Source organism: Planktothrix sp. FACHB-1365, from assembly GCF_014697575.1.
In the GTDB taxonomy this organism is placed as follows: domain Bacteria; phylum Cyanobacteriota; class Cyanobacteriia; order Cyanobacteriales; family Microcoleaceae; genus Planktothrix.
The window spans coordinates 1-22,247 of the sequence record NZ_JACJSC010000025.1; the positions used below are offsets into that span (position 1 = coordinate 1).

Genomic DNA, 22,247 nt, shown 5'->3' on the forward strand with positions numbered 1-22,247 from the left:
AGTTTTCCATTGTTACTGCTGAAAAAGCTAGGGGGGTTTCTATTGACCCGATGGTTTTGTCTAATTTCCAGTCTCCTCCTAGGGTCGCATTGCCAGTTTTTCGGCTGGATGCTGCTATGTTGGCCCCCATAATTTGATTCAGGTGCTGGATGAATTTTTCTCCTATTTTTCCGGCTGCTACTTCACACCCATAAACCAAAATATCGGCGGTTTTTGTTAGGGCTTTTCCCCACTGCTGAAGTGGGTTTCTAAAACAATCTAAATTTTCCCGTTTTAGGAGGTCTGAACCGAGTTGTAAACAACCTGGACTTCCGTGAGAAACGATATGTAGGGCTTGAATTTTTGATAAGCCTTTGAGTGCTTGTGTGATCTGTTTTACCCCACTTTGGTCTGGGTCTAAAATCACGATTTCTGCGTTTTTGTTGGCTCCTTCTATTAGGCTTGGGTAGTTGTCGATAGAGGAGTCAATGAAAATAATTTGTTTTTTCATTGTTTTCTATTCAGTTTATTAATTAATGGCTAAAGGATTCTGATAAGTAGTTGCCGGGAGACCGTACTCCCTTGAAGGGATGAACGGGAAGGACGATCTCTGTTGGCCCGATGTACAATTTTTCCTCGGTTTAAACAGTACAATCGGGGAAATTGCTTTTGGGTATATTTGGAGAACGTCTTAATTTAACGTTAATAACTTTAGTATAACCGATTAATTATGTGTTGAATACCGTAGAATTACTGAAATTTTTTCATGAGGTTTTTGGCCCAAAATTATATCGGTGAAAATCTGGATAGGGGAGCAACGGGACTCCTGTTTAAATGTTGGCTACTCATCCGTCCTAGTAGAGACGTTGTATGCAAGGTCTCTACAGGAGATTTAGGAGATTATTTTTAGTATCAATTTTAGGATTTTATATAAGATTGATTATTGCAACAACACTCTAAAAATCGCATTGGAATCTCAATTTTATCTCCCCAATGGAGATGTAAATAAGACCCATGAACGTTAGGGAGATTTCCCCATCCTTCTAAAATTAAAGTATTATTTTCTACTGAGAAAAAACGCTGCATTTCATATAACGGTTGAGTTGAGTTTTCGAGCAATTCTGAACGATGAAACTCATGTCCGGTAATTATTTCTCCTTGTAACAGTAAAGGCGTTGTTTTTAAGACTTTAGCTTGATAATACCCTAATTTTAATCGTTTTCCCATCACCGCCGTTGTTGGCAAAACTCCCACCATTGACCAAGAATTATTTTCAAAATCAATAATATTTTCACATAAATACATTAACCCTCCACATTCGGCATAGGTTGGCATTCCTGATAAAATAGCATTTTTAACCGCTTCTAAAATAACCTGATTTTGGCTTAATTTTTCAGCAAATACCTCTGGAAATCCGCCGCCAAAATATAATCCTTGAATTCGGGGGGGTAAGTGGTTATCGGTTAATGGACTCCATTCAATTAATTCTGCACCTAATTGTTGTAAAATTTCTAAATTTTCGCTATAATAGAAGTTAAAAGCAGCATCTCTGGCGATCGCAATTTTAATTCTAGGTTCTACAGTGGCGTTTAAAAATACAGTTTCTTGATGAAATTGGGTTTCTGGAGTATATTTTAATAAAGGTAATAATTGTTTCCAGTCAAACCAAGATTCAGCAAGTTTAGCTAAGTCTTGAATGAGTAAATTTAGTTCAGGTAGTTCTTCCGTTGGAATTAACCCTAAATGACGAGCAGGAATCTCAATATTTTCTTGTCTTTTCAAAATCCCTATAATCGGAATATTGAGAGATTTTAAGGAAATTTTTAATAGTTCCAAATGGCGATCGCTTCCGACTTTATTTAAAATCAAACCTGCTAAATTTAGATGAGGATTAAGGGTTTTAAATCCGAGGGTAATTGCAGCCACAGAACCCGATAACCGACTACAATCTAAAACTAGAATAACAGGTATATTCAAAATTAAAGCAATATGAGCCGTGGAAGCAATCGGAACATTTTCACCATCAGGAATCCCATCAAATAAACCCATTACCCCTTCAATTAATCCATAATCAGCATTGTGAATATAATTACAATAGCAATTTTTAATATGGGATTCTGATGTTAAAATAGTATCTAAATTATAACAAGGTTTCCCCGTCACATAGGCATGAAACATCGGATCAATATAATCAGGGCCAACCTTAAAAGATTGCACATTAAAATTTTGTTGTTTTAAATAAGATAAAATGGCTAACGTAACAGTTGTTTTACCAACGCCACTGCGTTCACCTGCAATAATAACGGTCATGATTTAAAATTTTTAGGGAATACCTATTATTGTATTAGGATTTTAGCGATCGCTTTTCCCCTCCTCGTAGTAAGTCCTTCAGGACTCTTAGCCCTAAAGGGCTTACTACATATCAAACTCTAAGCAACTATCCTTAGTTAGGAGGAACAATGGGATCACTATTTTCCGGTGTTTGACTTTGATCGGCAATAATATATGAAATGGGGTGAGATATTGGTTGCGTGACAAGGGTAGCATCAACCGGGAAATCAGAAATTTCCGAATATTGAGGTAGAATTACTGCTAAATTCAATAGAGCGCATAAAAGAATATCCAACATCACTCAGTTCTCCATTTAAGTTCGTTGTAAAACGAACACAGAAGAAGCGAGAAGGCCTTCTGCTTGATGAATCTCTTGTGTTCTACTGATATATCAGTCCAAAAAACTAAAATTATGCAAAATTGCAGAAAAACTTTTTAGGCTTCAAAACCTGCTTAATTGATATAAGAGGAGTCAGGTGTAGGAGCAGAGGAGCAGAGGAGCAGAGGAGCAGAGGAGCAGAATATTGCTACGTCAACAGTCAACCATTAACATTATGACTCAACTACAAACTCAAATTAAAACAGATACTTGGATAACTGCAACTTGGGATGAATATTTGCAAATCTTAGAACAACCCAACTTTGCCCAAGGGAGAGGTTATTATTTTAATCAACAGATGAGGATTGAAATGGCAGCAGTCGGGGCGAATCATGCTGATGATAATGGTATAATTGTTATTTTAGTTAACCTATGGGGTATGTTTCGCGGTATTCCCATGAGATTATTCGTTAACTGTAGCTATCGAAAAACAGGAATTCGAGAAGCTCAACCCGATGCCTCTTATTATATTGGAGAACGAGTTAAATTAGCACCTCGTGGGAGTTCTATTGTTAATTTAGATGAAAATTTACCTCCAGATTTAGTGATTGAAATTGGAGATAGCTCTTTAGGGGATGATTTAGGGCAAAAACGAATATTATATGAAGATTTAGGAGTTAGGGAATATTGGGTTGTAGATGTTCAAAATGCTAAAATTATTGCGTTTAAAATATTATCAAATTGTGGGAGTGAACGAATTACAGAGTCTGAGATTTTACCAAATTTTAAAATAGCTTTATTAGAGGAAGGATTAAAACGTAGTCGTCAACAGGATAATACAGAAGTGGGAAATTGGTTTATAGAACAAATGGGAAGATAAGCTGACGCTATTACAAACTCAAATTAAAACAGATACTTGGATACCTGCAACTTGGGATGAATATTTACTGATATTGTAGTGAGTCCTTCAGGACTCTTAGCCCTAAAGGGCTTACTACAAAATTAGGGTGTTATTCCAAGAAACCGGGTTTCTGCAATAACATGAGCTACTAACAGAAAGATAGGATAAGAAACCCGGTTTCTGAACCCCCCTCGTAGCGATCGCAGTTTTATAATTTAGCTTCTACATATTCACAAATTGATAGAGGTTTAGGGATTTGAACCCCTTCTTCTTGTAATCCTTCTAAATGAAAAATAATGGCTTCTTGCATTAAAGTTCTTACCTCTTCAACAGTTTCACCCACTGCTACACATCCGGGTAAATCGGGAACATAAGCACCATAACTATTTTCGCCTTTTTCAATTACAATGGCATAACGCATTATTGATCCTCCTCAATTTGTGCTTGCCGCCAAATACTTTTAAGCGTTCCGATGGGTACATCAATACTTAACTTCCCCGAAACGGTCACAGTTCCTATTTTATCAGGATGTTTAAATTGCCGATGACTCCCTCGTGTTCTTGATAAATACCAACCCTCTTTTTCTAATCTTTTAATAACATCTCTAACTTTCATTAGTTCTAAGGTTAACTATCCTCTTTTATATTGTAGTGAGTCCTTCAGGACTCTGAGCCTTGAAAGCCTCACTACGTTCAAAAAAAAAAGAAAGAAGGGTAAAGGGCAAAAGGGCAAAAGGGTAAAGGGCTAAGGAATCCACGCAGGCGGAAGGGAAACAACACGAACACCGAAGTGCCCGTTCCGACTGTCCGGCTCGTTCCTGTTACGATCAGCACTGCGGCAATTCCTGGGATCGTTGTCCCACGAACCTCCGCGCAACACCCGGCGATTAGTATTTCCGCCTGACTCCCAAACACTGCCATCTGTCGGCGCACTATTATAATTTTCATGCCAAGGGTCGGCGCACCATTCCCAAAGATTACCGTGCATATCGTATAATCCAAAGGCGTTGGGGGGAAAACTACCCACAGTTGTTGTCTTTTCTCGGTAAATTCCTTCAGAGCCAGAGCCGTAGGTGTAATTTCCGTTATAATTCACTAAATCGGTCGTGATGGTTTCACCGAAATAAAAGGGGGTGGTAGTTCCAGCGCGACAGGCATATTCCCATTCCGCTTCAGAAGGTAAACGATGGGTACGTCCGGTAAATTGAGAGAGGCGATCGCAAAATTCTACAGCTTCAAACCAAGTTACACTATCAACAGGTAAGGTATCCCCTTTAAAATCGGAAGGGTCGGAATTCAGATCAATCTGACATTTGGGTAAACTTGCTACCGCCCGCCATTGGGCTTGAGTGACAAGGTATTGACTGATCAAAAAAGAGGCTATATTAACACTACGTTGCAGCCCTTCATCGTCATATCGTTCTAGTTCACTGCTAGGGGAACCCATGAGGAATGTTCCGGCGGGAATTACGACTAAATCTAATATGATTCCATTGATATTTTCACTCAACATTTGGGCTTGGGCTTGCCAACGGTTGTTGATTTGTCCGGTGGAGTTGACGGTTACGGTTTCAAAACTAACGGTTTTGAAGGGGGGGTCGGGATCAACCAATATTTTCAACCATTCCAACACCGACTGGGGACGTTTATCGGGTTTTAATTCTAACCCCTTCATCACCGCTTCATGAACTTTATTACTAACATTAACGACTTGATTTAAGGGTGGCAACTGAAAACCCACACTTCTATTGGGCGCAGGAGTTGGCACTTTCCCGGTTAGCAAAAAATATAACGTTGCACTTAAAGCATAAACATCTGTATATTCGCCCCGATGAGCGTGTTCGTCATACTGTTCCAAGGGGGTAAACCCATGAGTTGCAGCAAAAGTATGAGTTTGGGTAATATTAGGAATAAACTCTCTGGCAATGCCAAAATCAATTAATACCGCTTCGGTTTTTCCTTCCCGTTTCATAATATTCTGGGGTTTGATATCTCGATGCAATAACCCCCTATCATGAACAACTGTTAAAGCATGACCAATTTGTTGAATATAACGTACTGCTTCCGCTTCTGGAAGTGCACCTTTTCTCCTCACTAATTCCCAGAGGTTCTCTCCAGCAATATATTCCATGACAATACAGGGTAAGGGACCTTCCCGAAACACATTCTCAATTTCCACAATATGAGGATGGCGACAAACGGCGAGTCGGGTTGCTTCTTTCTCAAAGTCGCGTAAATATTTATCCCGAAACTCAATAAAATCGGGGTCTATTAGAATTTTATCTAGTAGGGTTTTGATGACAATATATTGCCCTTTGCGATTTCGCGCTAAAAAGGTAATGCCAAAACCGCCTTCCCCTAGTTTTCTGATGATAATATAGCGATCGCCATAAAGTGTTGTACCGGGTTGCCAAGCCATATTTTCTCAAATTGATAGCTATTATGATTATGCCATATTTATTGACTAAAAATATTACCTATTATTTTATTAGGATTTTAGCGATCGCTTTTCCCCCTCGTAGTGAGTCCTTCAGGACTCTTAGCCCTAAAGGGCTTACTACATTTTAGCCCTAAAGGGCTTACTACATTTTAGCCCTAAAGGGCTTACTACGATTAGTTATTAATGGTTTTTTGTGGCTGTTCAATAACAGGTGGAGAGGGGGAAGGTATCGGAGGTGAACTCGGTTTTAACAAGGGTGTCCAAGCGGCAATCGTTCCTAAAACCGTCGCTATTGCTGCTACAATTGTCCAAAATAGTGCAGGTTCAATTTGAGGTAAAACTAGATTTTGATGCCCAGAAGGAAGCAATTTCAACCACTCGTTGATGGTTTGAGGTCGGTCTTCCGGTGCAAGTTTCAATCCTTCTAAAATAGCGGTATTGGTGCGATCGCTAATTTGAGAATTGAGTTGTTTGGGTGGAATGAGTTGGGCTTTTTGTAAACTCCGATCCATGGCACTAGCCGGAATAGTTCCAGTTAGTAAAACATACAAAGTTGCCGATAAAGAATAAGCATCCGTATAGGGCTTTTGTTCACTATCAACATGATACAATTCCAATGGTGCAAAACCATCAGTAGTTGAAGCTTGAACTGTTGTTAAAGGATTATCAAACCCTCGCGCTAAACCAAAATCAATTAAGACAACTTCCGATTTCCCGGCGCGTAAAACAATATTAGCAGGTTTAACATCTCGATGTACAAATCCTTTTTCATGCACACAAATTAAAGCCGAACCAATTTGTCGAATATATTCTAAAGCAACGGATTCTGATAATATTTTATTAGGCAGATGTTCGAGAGTTTCTCCGGCAATATGTTCCATCGCCAAACAAACGCGATCACCTTCTTTAAAAGACTCTTTAAGTTTAACAATATGGGGATGTTGACAATGGGCTAATTTAGTCGCTTCTTGCCAGATTTTATCTTCTAAACGCTTGAGATCCGATGGAATTAATTGATTGATTAAATCATCACTCAAGGTTTTGATCACACAGGTTTCACCCTGTTTATCTCTAGCTAAATAGGTGATGCCAAACCGTCCCCGTCCCAACTCTCTAATAATGGTATATTGTCCGTTGCGTAACTGTTCCCCTGGTTGCCAGCCCATCGCTCAATCCTTCTGATAAAATTAGTTTGAATTATAAAGTATTGTAGTGAGTCCTTCAGGATTTTTAGCCCTGAAGGGCTTACTACAGGATTCTTAGCCCTGAAGGGCTTACTACATAAAATATAGTCTTATTGACTTTAAATGTTAAATAATGGGTTCTCCCTAGAAACAAGGGGAAAATATAATTTTATCGGAAACTACAACCTAAAATATACGGTTAGCCACAAACCCAAAAGCGATCGCAATTCCTACAGTAGTAAACATGAACAACAAAGGGCAAGCGTCCAAACCTGAAGTCCAACCGACCTAAAAAGGTTCGGTAAACACACCTTCAAGGAATGGACAAACCGCCCCCAGTATAGAGATAAGCAATCGTATCTTAAAAACTGTATTGAAATTGGACTCGCCCCCTGATGCAGTTGGGTTGAGGAGTAGTCCAGAAGTCGTATCAAGACGGCTGATCTCAAACAGAACCTAACTTTTTTTGTCGTAAACGGAGAACTATAAACCTTATGGGAAAAGTAGTCGGAATTGACTTAGGAACCACTAACTCTTGCGTCGCCGTGATGGAAGGGGGCAAACCCACTGTTATTGCTAATGCTGAAGGGTTACGCACCACACCTTCCGTTGTTGCATTTGCTAAAAATGGCGACCAACTGGTAGGTCAAATTGCCAAACGTCAGTCCGTGATGAACCCCGAAAACACATTTTATTCTGTGAAACGGTTCATCGGACGTAAATCAGAAGAAGTCAACAACGAATCTAAAGAAGTTTCTTATAAAGTGCTGCGTGATAGCAGTGGTAATGTTAAATTAGATTGCCCTGCTCGCAACAAACAATTTGCGCCTGAAGAAATCTCTGCCCAAGTGCTGAGAAAACTGATTGATGATGCCAGCAAATATTTAGGCGAAACTGTTAAAGAAGCTGTTATTACTGTTCCCGCCTATTTTAACGACTCCCAACGTCAAGCCACTAAAGACGCGGGTAAAATTGCCGGAATTGAAGTTAAACGGATTATTAACGAACCGACGGCGGCTTCTTTAGCTTATGGTTTAGAACAAAAAAGTAACGAAACCATTCTGGTTTTTGACTTAGGAGGCGGTACGTTTGACGTCTCAATTTTAGAAGTTGGCGATGGCGTTTTTGAAGTATTAGCCACTTCTGGAGATACTCACCTGGGAGGAGATGACTTCGATAAAAAAATCGTTGACTATCTCGCCGAAGAATTCCAGAAAAGTGAAGGGGTTGACCTTCGCAAAGATAAACAAGCACTGCAACGGTTAACGGAAGCGTCTGAAAAAGCTAAACAAGAACTTTCCAGCGTGACCCAAACGGAAATTAACCTACCGTTTATTACCGCCACCCAAGATGGGCCAAAACATCTGGATATGACCCTAACGCGGGCAAAATTTGAACAATTATGTTCTGATTTAATTGACCGTTGTTTGACTCCCGTTGAGAAAGCCATCAGTGATTCTAAACTCAAGAAGTCGGATATTGATGAAGTGGTGTTAGTGGGAGGGTCTACCCGCATTCCTGCTATTCAAAAGTTAGTTCGCGATGCTCTGGGTAAAGAACCTAACCAAACCGTTAACCCGGATGAAGTTGTGGCGTTAGGGGCTGCTATTCAAGCGGGGGTCTTAGCGGGTGAAGTTAAAGATATCCTGCTCTTAGACGTTACGCCACTGTCTCTGGGTGTGGAAACCCTGGGTGGAGTGATGACGAAGATTATTCCTCGCAACACCACCATTCCGACCAAAAAATCCGAAGTGTTCTCCACTGCGGTTGATGGTCAAACCAACGTTGAAATCCATGTTCTCCAAGGAGAACGGGAAATGTCCAACGATAACAAGAGTTTGGGAACCTTCCGCCTCGATGGAATTCCCCCAGCGCCGCGCGGTGTTCCTCAAATTGAAGTCACCTTTGATATCGATGCGAACGGGATTTTGAACGTTACGGCTAAAGACCGAGGAACGGGTAAAGAACAGTCTATCAGTATTACGGGCGCTTCTACCCTCCCCGATGATGAAGTACAACGGATGGTGCGGGAAGCCGAACAAAATGCCGCCACCGACAAAGAACGTCGGGAACGCATTGAACGCAAAAACCAAGCCGATACCCTGTCTTATCAAGCGGAAAAACAACTCAACGAACTGGGTGATAAGGTTCCCGAAGCGGATAAGACCAAGATTGAAGGGATGGTGAAGGAACTGCGGGAAGCCATCGCTCAAGATGATGATGATAAGATCAAAACCCTAACCACAGATTTACAACAAGCGTTATTTGCGGTGGGCTCTAGCATCTATCAACAAGCAGGTGGTGGAGCGCCGGAAAACGGTGGCCCTAGTGGCGGCGGTTCTACCCCTCCCAGTGGTGGCGATGACGTGATTGATGCGGATTTCACTGAATCTAAATAACCTGATTATGGTGTTTTAGCACTTTAATACTCCCCTGATAAAATAGGGGAGTATTTTTATTCCTTAGAATTCATCTTTTCTTCTGTTTGCTCAACAATTGGAGTTCCTGGTTTAATTGGGGTATCAGGAGGCGGAATTACAACTGTATCACCCACTTTTAAACCGGATTTAATTTCTACTTGAGTTAACCCTTTTAATCCCAAGGTAACGGGTTGTTTTTGGGCTTGATTATTTGAGTCTAATTTCCACACAAAGGGGGAATCATCTGGGGATTGAATGAGTTCTGTATTCAAAATAATCACGTTTTTTCGTTCTTCTAAAATAATTTCTACACTCACAGGACTTCCGGGTATTAAGACTCCGGTGGGTTGGTCTAATTGTACGGTTGCAGGAACCGTAGCTTGACCTGATGAACTGTTGGATTGATTATTGCTACTTTCTGGGGTTGTAGCTTGTAAATTAACGTGTTTAACTCGTCCTTGAAAGGGTTTAGAATTAGGGCCGATAATCGTAATTCGTGCCATTTGATTGGGTTGAACTTGGCTGGCGTTTAGAGTCGATAACTGAAGCTGAACCAGTTCTTGACGGGGATCTCCCAAGGTAATTAAATCATCTCTAAGGTTGACACCATCTCCTGATTTTACCTGAATATTTAGCACCATTCCATCTAGGGGAGACGTGACAATATTGTTCTGTAATTTTAACGCTTGTTCTTGATAGTCAATTTTTAAAAGATTCAGTTGACTCAAACTTTGTTGTAAGTCGGATTGAGATTGTTGAAGTGCAATTTCAGACTCTAATATTTGATTGGTAATTGTATTTTGAATAGGAATAAATTCCGTTTGTTCAGTATTTAATTTGGAAATAGAATTTTTTAAGTTTAATTCAGCATCCCTTAAACCCGCTTGTTTAGCACGAATAACAGCTTTTTGAGTATCGACCTCTTTTTCAGCAATAAATCCCCGTTCTAACAGAATATTTAATTTATTTAATTCTGCCTCAGCAGCAGCTAAATCTGCCTGAGCTTCAGTCACTCTTTGTTTTTGACGATCTACCTCAGCTTGAGATTGCTGAATTTTAAGTTTTTGAGTGATTTCTTTAGATTGAATTTCCTGTTGATATTGTTCTAAATCATCTTTATACTTGAGTTTTGCAAGTTTTAATTTAGTTTTTGCTTCTTCTACTTTTTGGCGATCGCGCTCAATTAGGAGTTCGTGCTTTTGAATCTCTAACTGTCTTTTTTTTAATGCAGTTTCTCCTTCTATAAATCTTAACCGGATTAAAGGTTGACCCGAAACAATGCGATCGCCCACCTTGACAAATACCTGATCAACCGCACTCTCCTGGGGGGATTTAATCGTGCGTTGTCCCCCTAATTCAACGGTTCCCCCTTCATTGATTTTATTATCAACAATTCCTAATTCTACTTTCTGTAATCCTGCGGTTATGGGTTCTTCAGAACGGTTTTGTAGTTTATAATACAAACTAGCGGCTCCGAAACTGGCTCCTGTAAATAGGGTCGCAACAATGAGCCATTTAATTCCCCGTTGATAGGCTGCTTTGGCTTGATAATCTAGGCTTGACACGGGTTTTCAATATCCTCCTGGAACTTAAAATCATAGGGGTTGGCTCTCAAGTTTAGGGTTTTGGCTCGATCTTCCTCCATTATGAATCCTAGATTAATTTATTTTTTGTATTATGAAGTTTTATATTCTTTAACAAATTGATTATAACATAGTAGAGAGCCAATTTTTTGTAAGCTAAAATTAAAATATGGGGATTATCAAATCTCACCAGAAATATCTATTTTATACATTTTCTCGTGCTAAGGATTAGAGAATCTAAGGGAGCAATCAAAATGTACACATCTACAAAACCCCAAACTACAATTCTCGCTGTTGATGATAGCATTCCTATGCAAAAATTGATTAAAAAAATTTTGGAAAAGCACTATCATCTGATTGTGGCTAACAATATCATAGAAGCTCTAACTGTACTTCACCAAGAATCTATTGATTTAATGCTTTTAGATATTTCCATGCCCGGTATTGATGGTTTAGAATTGTGTCGCCTGTTACGGGGTTTACCTTATTTTAATCACTTACCCATCGTTATGTTAACAGCCCGTGATCAAATTCAAGATCAAGTCAAAGGAAGATTATCGGGAGCGACGGACTATTTAACCAAGCCCTTCTGTGAAGATAAACTCATCCATACTATTGACCAGCTTTTGAATGGAAGGCTCAGTTTACAATCTACCCGGTAATCGGTTTAAAAAAGTCCAATTAATAAATATAACATTGAAGAGTCAGATAACCTAAAGAAACGATATAATTTCTTTAGGTTTTCAGACACACCTTAACAATGACAAGCATAATTCGGCAGGGCGAAAAGAAACGAGCTAATCTGCAACAAATCGCCAGTCATTTACCAGGAGTCATTTATCAGTTGTTACTACGCCCTGATGGTTCTACTGAGTATTTATACATTAGTCCCAGTTGCCAACAAATTTATGAGCGCAAACCCGATGAAATTCAGCGCAATTCTACTTTAATGTGGGGATGGATTGATGATCCCGAACAACAGGATTTTATTCAATCTCTTTTGGCTTCCGCCCAGAATTTAACACCTTGGCAACGACAATGGCAATATCAAACTCCATCCGGGAAAACCAAATATTTATCGGCAATTGCCCACCCTCGCCCTCAACCCAATGGCGACATGATTTGGGATGGATTAATTGTAGAAAATACACCCCCTGCATCTTCTCAAGAGTGTTGCCATTGCCTTCCTAAAACTTGTGAAATTGACCGACTGAAATCTAATCAAAATCGGCAAATTTTACCTAATCACAACAAAGCTAAAATAGTTTTAGAAGAACAAGAAGAATTTTTATATAATATTTATAATGGCGTAGAACACGTTATTTTTGTTGTAGCCGTCATTAATGAAGCAGAATTTCGATGTTTAGGTTGGAATCCTAAAACCGAAAAAATCACGGGGATAAAATCTGCTGAAGTTTATGGAAAAAGCTTTTGTGAAATTTTAGGTTCACTGGAAGGAGAGAAAGTCTTAAACCATTATCGAGATTGTGTTCAAGCTAAAACCTCAATTCAATATGAGGAAGAAATATATTTTGAGGGCAGGCAAACCTTTTCTTTAACCACCCTTAATCCGATTTTAGATTCCCAAGGAAAAGTCTATCGAATTATTGGTACGTCCGTTGATATTACCCCCCGCAAAAAAGCAGAACTAGCATTACAAGAGTCACAAATTCGGTTTAAACGATTAGCCGAAAATGTACCCGGTGTTACCTATCAATATCATCAATATAATCATCAAGGACAAGGCCATTTTACCTATTTAAGCCCTAAATGTTTAGAGTTAACTGAAATTAAGCCAGAAGTCATTATAAAAAATGCTGATTTTCTTTGGAAATTAATTCACCCTGATGATGTTAATAGCTTTGTGGATTCCATGGCTGAAGCCGTAGATACAGGAAAACCTTGGCAACATCAATACCGTTTAATTACGCCTTCTGGTAAACTCAAATGGATTCAAGCCGGAGGAAGTTTAGGGAAGCAACCTGATGGCTCAATTGTTTGGGATGGTTTACTATTAGATATTAGCGATCGCAAACAAGCGGAAGAAGCATGGCAAAATTCCGAAAAGCAACTGCGAGAATTAGCCGAACGCGAAAAAATTCAAAACTGTATTGCCAATTTAATTCGTAATTCCCTAGATTGGAATAAAATTTTAGAGACAACAGTACAAGAAATTCGGCAACTTTTAAAAATTGATCGATGTTATTTTGTCGGATATCGTGCTGAATTAAATCCCCCCGAATGGGAAATTCTAAAAGAATCAAAAGCTGACTGTTTAGTCAGTATTTCTGAACTTTATCCAGGGAATGCTTTACACCCGATTAGTGATATTGTGTTACAGGGAAATATTATCCAAATTGATCAAGTTATTAGCTATAATATTCCCGCAATTCGCAATTTTTTAATGGTTTTAGAATTAGAATCCGTTTTAATTTTTCCTCTGCAAATTCAATCCGGGGAAATGGGAGCATTAGTCTTAGCCCACTGTCAAGAACCTCGTCCCTGGAAACCTCAAGAAGTGGAACTTTTGCAGTCTGTCATTAATCAGTTAGAGATTGCGATTAATCAAGCAAAACTCTATACAGAATCCCAACAATCTGCCCACATTGCTACTGCCAAAACCCAAGAATTAGAACAAACCCTTTCTCAACTCCAACAAGCTCAAATTCAATTAATTCAATCTGAAAAAATGTCTAGCTTAGGACAAATGGTAGCGGGAATTGCCCACGAAATTAATAACCCAGTTAGCTTTATTTTTGGAAATCTAACTTATGCTCAAGAATATCTGGATGATTTATTTTCTGTGATTGAACTTTATCAAAACTATTATCCCCAGCCTCCCTCGGAAATCCAAGAAAAATTAGAGGACGTTGAACTGGATTTTATTGCTGAGGATCTCCCTCGGTTATTGAATTCTATGAAAACGGGTGCAGAACGGATTCGAGATATTGTTAAATCATTAAGAATTTTCTCTCGTTTAGATGAAGCAGAATTAAAAGATATTGATTTACATGAAACCTTAGATAGTACCTTAATGTTATTAGAAAGTCGTTTAAAAGAACAACCCCATCATCCCGCCATTCAAGTGATTAAACAATATGGGATTTTACCTCGGATTGAATGTTATGCAGGAGAACTCAATCAAGTCTTGATGAATTTATTAACGAATGCCATTGATGCGATTGAACAACGCAATAAAAAACATTCATTTGAAGATATTATAGCTGATCCCGGAATCATTTGGATCACAACGTTATTAACCGATTCCCATCAAGTCCAAATTCGGATTGCAGATAACGGAATTGGGATGACAGCCGATGTTTTAGCTAAAATTTTTGATCCGTTTTTTACGACTAAAGATGTCGGGTTAGGAACAGGTTTAGGACTACCTACCAGTTATAAAATTATTGTTGAAAAACATGGAGGTCACTTATCTTGTATTTCAGAAATTGGGCTAGGGACAGAAATTATCATAGAGATTCCGAAACAACAACCCATCGGTCACTATAGCGCTACGCACTAGGGAACAGGGAACAGGGAACAGGGAACAGAGACGAAAATAAAAAAGTAGGGATAAAACACGTCTTATCCCTACCCATGAATTTAGATATTTGTTAACTGTTAACCTGATCAAGCGGAACATCCCTCTGGAGTATAAAGTTTTAAATATTTCCCCGAAATCCAACCATAGGCTTTTTTCTCATCATTGAGTGGTTTCGCTAACCACCATAATTCTTGATTGTAGGTACATTCAATTAATTCGACATCAACATGATTAGCAATTTGATAAATTACATTATTAGAATCAACATAAGGCGCGGAACGAACATTCAGTTTACTATCCGTTGATAGATTAACCGTTGCGAATTCTCTATCCGAGAAAACCACAGTAGCATGGGGTTTATACACATACCAAACCATACTTTTATCTTTTCCACTTCCTAAAGAGGCGACTAATGTAATTTTGTAATGATCTGAATTATAATCTTCATAATCTTGGATGATTAAGCGACTTCCCAAAGGGAAATTAATTTTTTGGGATTCTGTTAAGGTAGAAGAATCCACAGGACGTAATTTTAATAAAGTGGTATGGGTAATAATTAATCGCATTTTGGTTTCCGGTGTAATATAATCGTGACTTCACCAACAATATCAGGAATTCAGGAGAATTTTCAGACTCAAGGGGGAACAGGGATAGGACGATGATTTTCCAGTTCCAGTCATAAACTAGAGATATATAGCAATAATCGTAGGGGCGAGGCGCGCCTCGCCCCTACACACTGAATTTGTACCCATTTTTTAGGGTTAATAATCTTGATCATTATGAGTGTACAATTCATTTACAATTGCTATACAAACTTAACTTACGGGTTTCCAGGTTCCATGAAATCCATTAGGAACAACACTGGGTAATCCTAACCGACATAAGGGTTCAGCATCTAAATGTTCTGCATCAAAAACCCAAACTTCACTAGAATTTTGATGACCATCATAAACAACCGTTAACACCCATCCTTGTTGGGGGTTATCCTTATTGTGAACAAAAAGAGGTTCCATCGGATAACGATTTTCGCCTAAATTTGCTGCTTGTAACCTTTGGGTTTGAGGGTTAAATCGTGCAATAGAACCAAACATTTCCACCGCAGAATTAACTCCAGGTTGATGAATCGATAAATAGGTATAGTGCGCTTTTTTGCCAACCTCTTGCGGGGAAACGGTGGGAAATTCACAATGACGGTCTAAGAGTTCTTCTAATTGTAGGAGCTTACCCGTTTGGGGTTGTAAAACCATCCGCCATAACGTTGATATCGATAGGGTGTGAGTCTTTCCAGTAGCGACTTCTTTTAAATATTGATTGGTTTGAAAATCGGGAAAACGGGCAAAATCTACTATAACGGTTCCATCTCCCTCAACATAACCATTACTAAAATGCCACTGAAACCAAGGTTCGGTTTCAATTCGATTCACTAAGTTTAGGGTATGACGATCAATAATTAAAATTTGGGTAGGAGTTTTTTGAGGTTGCCATTGAAATGCTTCACTAAAAGGTTTTAACTGAAACAAAACAGGTAATAGGTTTAATCGTAAGGGAGGAATAACAACAATTAAATATTGACCCGCGAGGACAAAATCATGAATTAAACAAATCCCATCTAAAGGAATTTTATTGTGTTGTATAATTTTTCCGGTGCGATCGCTTCGATATAACATTAACTGAGGTGCACCTGCCAAAACTTGCCCAAAATTAAAAATATCTCCCGTTTCAGGATCAATTTTAGGATGGGCAGAATAGGGCATATTGTCGGTTAACTCGGTGAGGTTATCGAGTCCCAAAGTTTCTAAAGTTTGTAAATCTAACCCATGAGGTTGCCCTCCTTCCCACAAGGCTAATAATTTATCAGGTAAGGCTAAAACCGAAGTATTGGCGGCATTTTTTAACGGTTTGGTGAAGCGTTCCCAAAGGTTTCCACAAGGGGTCATTCCATAGCCCCCATACATTAAACGATTTTTCTGTTCTTCCTGTTGATAGCCTGCGGTTTTGACATAACGATAAACTCCCGTTGCGCCTGCGTTGGTGAAATGAACTGCTAAAATAGCCCCATCGCCATCAAACCAATGTCCCACTCGCCGTCCACCCCGTTCCAACCGTCCAGGGCCATTGCGATAGAGAGACCCCCTTAAACCAGAGGGGAGTTTTCCCGACAAAACGGGTAAGGGTGTGGGGGGAAATTCAGCCGCAGGGGTGGCAAACTGTTGTGACCAGGTGGGTTGAGGAGTTGTTTGTATCATCACAATCACACCGGACAGCATCCGGTTAAAACTTTAGTTACACTCCGAATAATTGTCGCTGAATTTGCTAAAATCTACAGGATTGTCCTGATTATGTTTTGTAATTATCCTTGAACCAAGCTATCAATCTGCCGAAAGTAGATGACTTTTTAGAAGAATTGGCAGCCATTCAACAAACTGGCTCCAAGCGCATTGCTTTGTTGGGTTCCCGTCATATTCCCCTAACCCATCAGAACCTAATCGAGATGATGAGTTATGCCTTAGTTTTAGAAGGCAATCATTTGATTACATCCGGTTCAACGGGGACGAACTCGGCCGCTATAAAAGGAGCAATGCGGGCTGACCCTAATTTGTTAACGGTGATTTTGCCGCAAAGCATGAAGCGTCAGCCGAGAGAATCTCGTAAACAGCTAGAACAGGTCATTCATGTTGTGGAAAATCCCAAGGGGGATGATTTATCCTTAGCTGAAGCCAGTGCACTGTGTAACCAAGAAATTATTTCTCGGTGTCAACAGTTAATTTGCTTTGCCTATCATGAAAGTGTTACCCTCCTGAACACCTGTGAAGAAGCGGAGAATCAGCGCAAAATTGTGACGCTGTTTTATTTGGATTAAAAAGGGGAACCCTTAATGATGCTCAATGGGAAACTTGGGCGCATCAAAATGCCTTTGAAACCGATAGGGCGATCGTTGTTAAACTGGGGTAAAATGCTGATTTTTCAGGGGCTATAATCTTTGAAATTAATTAAATTTTACCCAAAAAACAGCGATCGCAATATCTGTACAGGAATTTTATTGATTGTGAGTTGACTGAGTGTTAATCCGGTTTGTCTAGGATAAAATCACTCAAGTTTTGTTGTTAACCTTTGAATTGATTATGGCTTCTACTTATTCATTTGATGTTGTCAGTGATTTTGATCGTCAGGAATTAGTGAATGCGGTTGATCAAACAGAACGGGAAATTAAAAGCCGTTATGATTTGAAAGATACTAAGACCACGATAGAATTAGGGGAAACAGCCCTTATTATTAATACTGATAGTGAGTTTACCCTAGATGCTATTCATACGATTTTACAAACAAAATCTGCCAAGCGGAATCTATCTTTAAAAATTTTTGATTTTGGAAAAGTAGAATCCGCTAGTGGGAATCGAGTTAGACAGGAAATTAAACTCAGAAAAGGTTTAACTTCAGAGGTAGCTAAACAAATCACGAAGTTAATTAAAGATGAGTTTAAGAAAATTCAAGCTTCGATTCAAGGGGATTCTGTTCGAGTGACGGCTAAATCTAAAGATGATTTACAATTGGTGATTCAACGCCTCAAACAAGAAGATTATCCGGCTGCTTTACAGTTTACTAATTATCGATAATTGAGTAATAAAGATCAAGCAGGAAACCGGATATCAATTAACTGTTGAACCTGAGAGTTTCAGGAAGATCAATTGAGGAATTAGGATACACCTTTAACCGTTGCAATCACCCAATCAAAGGTGTGAAGAACTTCTTGTAAGACCGATTGATCTTGGAGGCTAGATAACTGTAGGGTTGGTTCTCGGTATTCTGTCCGTTCTAGGGGAAGAGATAAACCAATCGCACTCAATTTATTTCTGAGTTCCAACCATTTTTCCTGTTGATCAAAAGGAGGTTGAGAACCGTATTTATTAGACGAAATTTCTAAACGTCCTGAAATATCAACGGTAAATAATTTTAAAGGTTTTCGACCTTTAGATTGTAGTAAAGCGGTAAACCCTCCATAGAGATCTCCTGTTCCCCACTGAATGATAACTTCAGGTTCTTGACGTTTGGCCCAGTTGTGAATTTCTTCAGCCATTTCTGCTTCATCGCCACCCCGACGTACCTGGAATTCTTCAAAAAAGGAAACTTCATCCCAACGACGGCGTTCTCCCATCGCACTCAATTTTTTTTGTTGAGCTTCTGCTGTTTGACCAATTAACCGAGGAACTAAGGTTTTTAAGCCCTCTTGACTGACATATTGTTTAATTTCTAACGCTAAAACTTCCACTAAATCTGTTTGTTTATTCAGAAATTCTACAACCCGTCTTAAGGGATTAGCAATATCATCCGCCACAAACACTAAACGTAGTTTTCCAGCTTGCAAATTCGTTCTGACTTTTTGCCAAAATCCATCTTCATTGAGATCAGAACCGAGAAATTCTTCAAAGACTTGTTCGGGATCTCGACCTTGTTCTCGACAGTTTGCTTCAAATTGAGCAATAATAGATTCTATCGGCCAATAAAAAGCTAAATTCGCCGCATAATCTAACATTTGACCGATCATTTTTTGTCGCCCTTCCGCATTGCGACTGCGTTTAACGACAACAATGGTAGGGATAGAATCTTGATCCAAAAATAAATGATCAACTGACCAGCGACTGCCATCATCTTCCTCAGCCGGAATGGTAATATCTCGTGCAATTAATAACCAGCGTCGAGACGTTACCCGATCAACTTCATCCCCAGCTAAAAGATTAGGATAGGTTTCTAATAATTCTTGTATTTGATCTTCAGAATCATAAGGCTGTTCCATCAGTTCCACCAGCCGATCATCATCCTGAATGAGATAAATCCCTCCACCCATAATTATTTACCTTTTTAATTTCTAGGTTAGGTTATTTTTAAGGCTTAATATTCCCCTGTAAACACCCGTTGTGCTGGCCCTGTCATGTACAAATGTTGATCGTGATTTGACCATTCAATGTCAAGACAACCTCCGGGTAATTCCACTGTAACAACAAAATCGCAATTTCCGGTTAAAACTCCAGCCACCACAGATGCACAAGCTCCCGTTCCACAGGCTAGAGTTGCACCCGCGCCGCGTTCCCAGACTCGCATTTTAATATAATTTCGGTTGACAACTTGAATAAATTCAGTATTTGTCCGTTCAGGAAAAACAGAATGATGTTCAAATAAAGGGCCGATTTCCCCAAGTTTAATCGCCGAAACATCCTCAACAAAGGTAATACAGTGGGGGTTTCCCATACTGACACAGGTAACATTCCAAGACTGTCCCGCCACTTCTAAGGGAATATTAACGACTTTTTCATCAGCAGCGGCTAAGGTGGTGGGGATTTCTTGAGCGAGGAGTCGGGGGAGCCCCATATCCACTTTAACTTGACCATTGGGTTGTAATTGGGGGGTAATCACACCCGCTAAGGTATCGATTTTATAACTCACGGGGTCGGTGATCTCCTGGCGATTTTCTAATTCAGCAATAAATTTGGCTAAACAGCGAATCCCATTGCCACACATCTGAGGTTCGGAACCATCAGAGTTAAAAATTCGCATGGTATAGTCAGTGGTGGAGGTTCCGGGTAGGGCAAAGATGACTCCATCGGCCCCAATGCCAAAATTGCGATCGCACAGTTCTACGGCTTGTTCTGGGGTGATCAAGGGTTCTGATTGATGACGATTATCAATCAAGATAAAATCATTGCCTAAACCGTGATATTTCGTAAATTGAATCGTCATTGATGCCTCCACTGCTATCCTTAACATTATCCGTTTTAACCTTGGAAGTCGGGTGAGCAACAGATTGGAAATCCGGGATGGCTCACTCTTTCCTATTATGGTTTGTAACGCTGACTTTTAAACAACTCCTTATGTCTGAATTCAATACTGATTTACCCAGCATTCGCAAAGTTCAAAGCTATACGAAGGATAAAAACGCCGTCGAAATCAAACTCCTCACCAATGATATTCTCGAAGGAACGATTTTGTGGCAAGACCCAAACTGTCTGTGTCTACAAGATCAAAACAACCAACAAATCCTAATTGGCCGTCATGCGATCGCCTTCATCCGTGCTAAGTAGGGGACAAGGGGATGGGGGGACGAGTTGATCGGCTCGTAACTCTTAACTTTTACACTGATAACTGATAACTGATAACTGATAACTGACAACTCCCTGATAATGTCAAAATGGGGAGTGTAGCCTTGCGTTAGGGACAATTTGGAATCGTGGTTTTTAAAATTGGTTTATTAGGACTGGGAACCGTTGGGACGGGAACCGTTGAAATTTTGTTGAACCCAGAAGGTCGTCATCCGTTGCTATCGGAGTTAAGTTTGCATCGGGTGGGGGTGCGATCGCTGTCTAAACCCCGGAGTGTGAATATACCCGAATATTTATTAACAACGGATTTAGAAGAAATTGTCATTGATCCGGCGGTTGATATTGTTGTGGAATTAATTGGCGGTTTGGAACCCGCGCGATCGCTAATTTTACAAGCGATTGAAAACGGCAAACACGTTGTTACTGCTAATAAAGCCGTGATTTCCCGCTATGGTAGTGAAATTTTTGATGCGGCGAATGAAAAAGGCGTTTATGTTCTTTTAGAAGCCGCTGTTGGGGGGGGAATTCCGGTGATTCAACCCTTAAAACAGTCGTTAGGCGCAAATCGAATTCATAAAGTCACGGGAATTATTAATGGCACGACTAACTATATTTTGACCCGGATGAAAAATGAAGGGGCAGATTTTGCTGATGTTTTAGCGGATGCTCAACGCTTAGGCTATGCAGAAGCTGATCCCACCGCCGATATTGATGGGTTGGATGCTGGGGATAAAATTGCAATTCTGGCTTCTTTGGCTTTTGCAGGCCGAATTAAATTAGAACAAGTGTACTGTGAAGGCATTAGAAAAGTTACGGCGACGGATATTACCTATGCGGAAAAGTTGGGATTTGTGATTAAGTTACTCGCGATCGCCGCGCGAGATCCCCACGCTACTCCTGAACAGGATTTATTATCCGTTCGAGTCCATCCCACGTTAGTTCCTAAAGTTCATCCGTTAGCGAGTATTAATGATGTTTACAACGCGATTTTAGTTGAAGGTGAACCCATTGGACAGGTGATGTTTTTTGGACGGGGAGCGGGAGCAGGGCCAACGGCAAGTGCTGTCGTTTCCGATTTGTTAAATATTGTCGCTGTTCTGCAAATGCAAGAAGCAGAAATCGTGAGTCCTGTTGTTACCCATGAAATGATGAGTTGTACCCATCAACATTATTGTAAAATTGCACCGATGGAGGATTTAATTACCCGGTTTTATGTTCGTTTTCTGACAAAAGATTCTCCGGGGGTGATCGGAAACATCGGAACCTGTTTCGGCCAACATAACGTTAGTTTAGAGTCGATTGTTCAAACGGGATTTCAGGAAAACTTAGCGGAAATAGTCGTCGTGACTCATGATGTTCTGGAGGGGAATTTCCATCAAGCGTTAAATGAAATTAAAAGCCTAGATTCAATTGATAGTATTCCGAGTATTTTACGGGTGCTATAGCAGTTTTATT

At 39.7% G+C, this 22,247-nt stretch carries 20 protein-coding genes; 8 read left to right on the plus strand and 12 right to left on the minus strand.

Annotated elements, in window-relative coordinates; all coding sequences use genetic code 11:
* The 3 genes from H6G57_RS21420 to H6G57_RS21430 all read right to left on the minus strand — a co-directional run.
* A partial coding sequence (locus H6G57_RS21420; protein ID WP_190522252.1) for a DUF4347 domain-containing protein occupies nt 1-490 on the minus strand: 490 nt, incomplete at its 3' end.
* Between the two features lie 407 nt (nt 491-897).
* Complete coding sequence (locus tag H6G57_RS21425; RefSeq protein WP_190522255.1) at nt 898-2,289, minus strand: cobyrinate a,c-diamide synthase; 1,392 nt, start codon at nt 2,287-2,289, stop codon at nt 898-900.
* A 133-nt stretch (nt 2,290-2,422) separates the two neighbouring features.
* Nucleotides 2,423-2,608, minus strand: coding sequence for a hypothetical protein (locus tag H6G57_RS21430; RefSeq protein ID WP_190522258.1), 186 nt, complete (start codon nt 2,606-2,608; stop codon nt 2,423-2,425).
* A 256-nt stretch (nt 2,609-2,864) separates the two neighbouring features.
* Here H6G57_RS21430 and H6G57_RS21435 point away from each other — a divergent pair, with 256 nt between their 5' ends.
* Complete coding sequence (locus H6G57_RS21435) at nt 2,865-3,509, plus strand: Uma2 family endonuclease (RefSeq protein ID WP_190522261.1); 645 nt, start codon at nt 2,865-2,867, stop codon at nt 3,507-3,509.
* 229 nt (nt 3,510-3,738) lie between these two features.
* Here the strand turns inward: H6G57_RS21435 and H6G57_RS21440 are convergent, their stop codons facing one another.
* From H6G57_RS21440 to H6G57_RS21455, 4 genes are all read right to left on the minus strand, one after another.
* Nucleotides 3,739-3,951 carry a type II toxin-antitoxin system HicB family antitoxin gene (locus tag H6G57_RS21440; RefSeq protein ID WP_190522264.1) on the minus strand — a complete coding sequence of 71 codons (213 nt, stop codon included), beginning with the start codon at nt 3,949-3,951 and terminating at the stop codon, nt 3,739-3,741.
* Entirely contained in the window at nt 3,951-4,145 is a 195-nt protein-coding gene (locus H6G57_RS21445) for a type II toxin-antitoxin system HicA family toxin (RefSeq protein ID WP_190522266.1), read from the minus strand. Before H6G57_RS21445 ends, H6G57_RS21440 begins: the two co-directional genes overlap by 1 nt.
* Nucleotides 4,146-4,274: 129 nt before the next feature.
* Entirely contained in the window at nt 4,275-5,948 is a 1,674-nt protein-coding gene (locus H6G57_RS21450) for a bifunctional serine/threonine-protein kinase/formylglycine-generating enzyme family protein (RefSeq protein WP_190522280.1), read from the minus strand.
* A 194-nt stretch (nt 5,949-6,142) separates the two neighbouring features.
* Nucleotides 6,143-7,135 carry a serine/threonine-protein kinase gene (locus H6G57_RS21455; protein ID WP_190522283.1) on the minus strand — a complete coding sequence of 331 codons (993 nt, stop codon included), beginning with the start codon at nt 7,133-7,135 and terminating at the stop codon, nt 6,143-6,145.
* Nucleotides 7,136-7,647: 512 nt separating this feature from the next.
* Between H6G57_RS21455 and dnaK the strand changes: the two genes are divergently transcribed.
* Nucleotides 7,648-9,552, plus strand: a complete 1,905-nt coding sequence (gene dnaK, locus H6G57_RS21460; RefSeq protein WP_190522284.1) for a molecular chaperone DnaK — start codon at nt 7,648-7,650, stop codon at nt 9,550-9,552.
* A 56-nt stretch (nt 9,553-9,608) separates the two neighbouring features.
* Here the strand turns inward: dnaK and H6G57_RS29655 are convergent, their stop codons facing one another.
* Nucleotides 9,609-11,138 carry an HlyD family efflux transporter periplasmic adaptor subunit gene (locus H6G57_RS29655; protein WP_190522287.1) on the minus strand — a complete coding sequence of 510 codons (1,530 nt, stop codon included), beginning with the start codon at nt 11,136-11,138 and terminating at the stop codon, nt 9,609-9,611.
* 272 nt (nt 11,139-11,410) lie between these two features.
* On the opposite strand from H6G57_RS29655, the gene H6G57_RS21470 reads away from it, so the two are divergent.
* Nucleotides 11,411-11,818, plus strand: coding sequence for a PleD family two-component system response regulator (locus H6G57_RS21470; RefSeq protein ID WP_190522290.1), 408 nt, complete (start codon nt 11,411-11,413; stop codon nt 11,816-11,818).
* Between the two features lie 98 nt (nt 11,819-11,916).
* Complete coding sequence (locus H6G57_RS21475) at nt 11,917-14,679, plus strand: PAS domain-containing protein (RefSeq protein WP_190522293.1); 2,763 nt, start codon at nt 11,917-11,919, stop codon at nt 14,677-14,679.
* A 107-nt stretch (nt 14,680-14,786) separates the two neighbouring features.
* Here the strand turns inward: H6G57_RS21475 and H6G57_RS21480 are convergent, their stop codons facing one another.
* Together H6G57_RS21480 and H6G57_RS21485 are read right to left on the minus strand one after the other, a co-directional pair.
* The gene (locus H6G57_RS21480; protein ID WP_190522296.1) at nt 14,787-15,266 is read right to left on the minus strand and encodes an SH3 domain-containing protein; all 480 of its coding nucleotides are present in this window, start codon (nt 15,264-15,266) and stop codon (nt 14,787-14,789) included.
* A gap of 249 nt (nt 15,267-15,515) precedes the next feature.
* Nucleotides 15,516-16,946 carry a carotenoid oxygenase family protein gene (locus tag H6G57_RS21485; protein ID WP_190522299.1) on the minus strand — a complete coding sequence of 477 codons (1,431 nt, stop codon included), beginning with the start codon at nt 16,944-16,946 and terminating at the stop codon, nt 15,516-15,518.
* A gap of 110 nt (nt 16,947-17,056) precedes the next feature.
* On the opposite strand from H6G57_RS21485, the gene H6G57_RS21490 reads away from it, so the two are divergent.
* Together H6G57_RS21490 and H6G57_RS21495 are read left to right on the plus strand one after the other, a co-directional pair.
* Nucleotides 17,057-17,560 carry a DNA recombination-mediator protein A gene (locus H6G57_RS21490; RefSeq protein WP_072721975.1) on the plus strand — a complete coding sequence of 168 codons (504 nt, stop codon included), beginning with the start codon at nt 17,057-17,059 and terminating at the stop codon, nt 17,558-17,560.
* Nucleotides 17,561-17,822: 262 nt separating this feature from the next.
* Nucleotides 17,823-18,314 (plus strand): YajQ family cyclic di-GMP-binding protein, encoded by a 492-nt coding sequence (locus H6G57_RS21495; protein ID WP_190522302.1) that lies wholly within the window; start codon nt 17,823-17,825, stop codon nt 18,312-18,314.
* A gap of 80 nt (nt 18,315-18,394) precedes the next feature.
* Here H6G57_RS21495 and H6G57_RS21500 read toward each other — a convergent pair whose 3' ends face one another.
* Nucleotides 18,395-19,543: a hypothetical protein gene (locus H6G57_RS21500; protein WP_190522305.1), complete on the minus strand. Its 1,149-nt coding sequence runs from the start codon at nt 19,541-19,543 to the stop codon at nt 18,395-18,397.
* A gap of 44 nt (nt 19,544-19,587) precedes the next feature.
* Entirely contained in the window at nt 19,588-20,433 is an 846-nt protein-coding gene (gene dapF / locus H6G57_RS21505) for a diaminopimelate epimerase (RefSeq protein ID WP_190522307.1), read from the minus strand.
* 131 nt (nt 20,434-20,564) lie between these two features.
* Here dapF and H6G57_RS21510 point away from each other — a divergent pair, with 131 nt between their 5' ends.
* Together H6G57_RS21510 and H6G57_RS21515 are read left to right on the plus strand one after the other, a co-directional pair.
* Complete coding sequence (locus H6G57_RS21510; protein WP_190522309.1) at nt 20,565-20,774, plus strand: RNA chaperone Hfq; 210 nt, start codon at nt 20,565-20,567, stop codon at nt 20,772-20,774.
* 146 nt (nt 20,775-20,920) lie between these two features.
* On the plus strand, nt 20,921-22,237 hold the full coding sequence (locus H6G57_RS21515) for a homoserine dehydrogenase (RefSeq protein WP_190522312.1): 1,317 nt from the start codon (nt 20,921-20,923) through the stop codon (nt 22,235-22,237).
* The last annotated feature ends 10 nt before the right edge of the window (nt 22,238-22,247 follow it).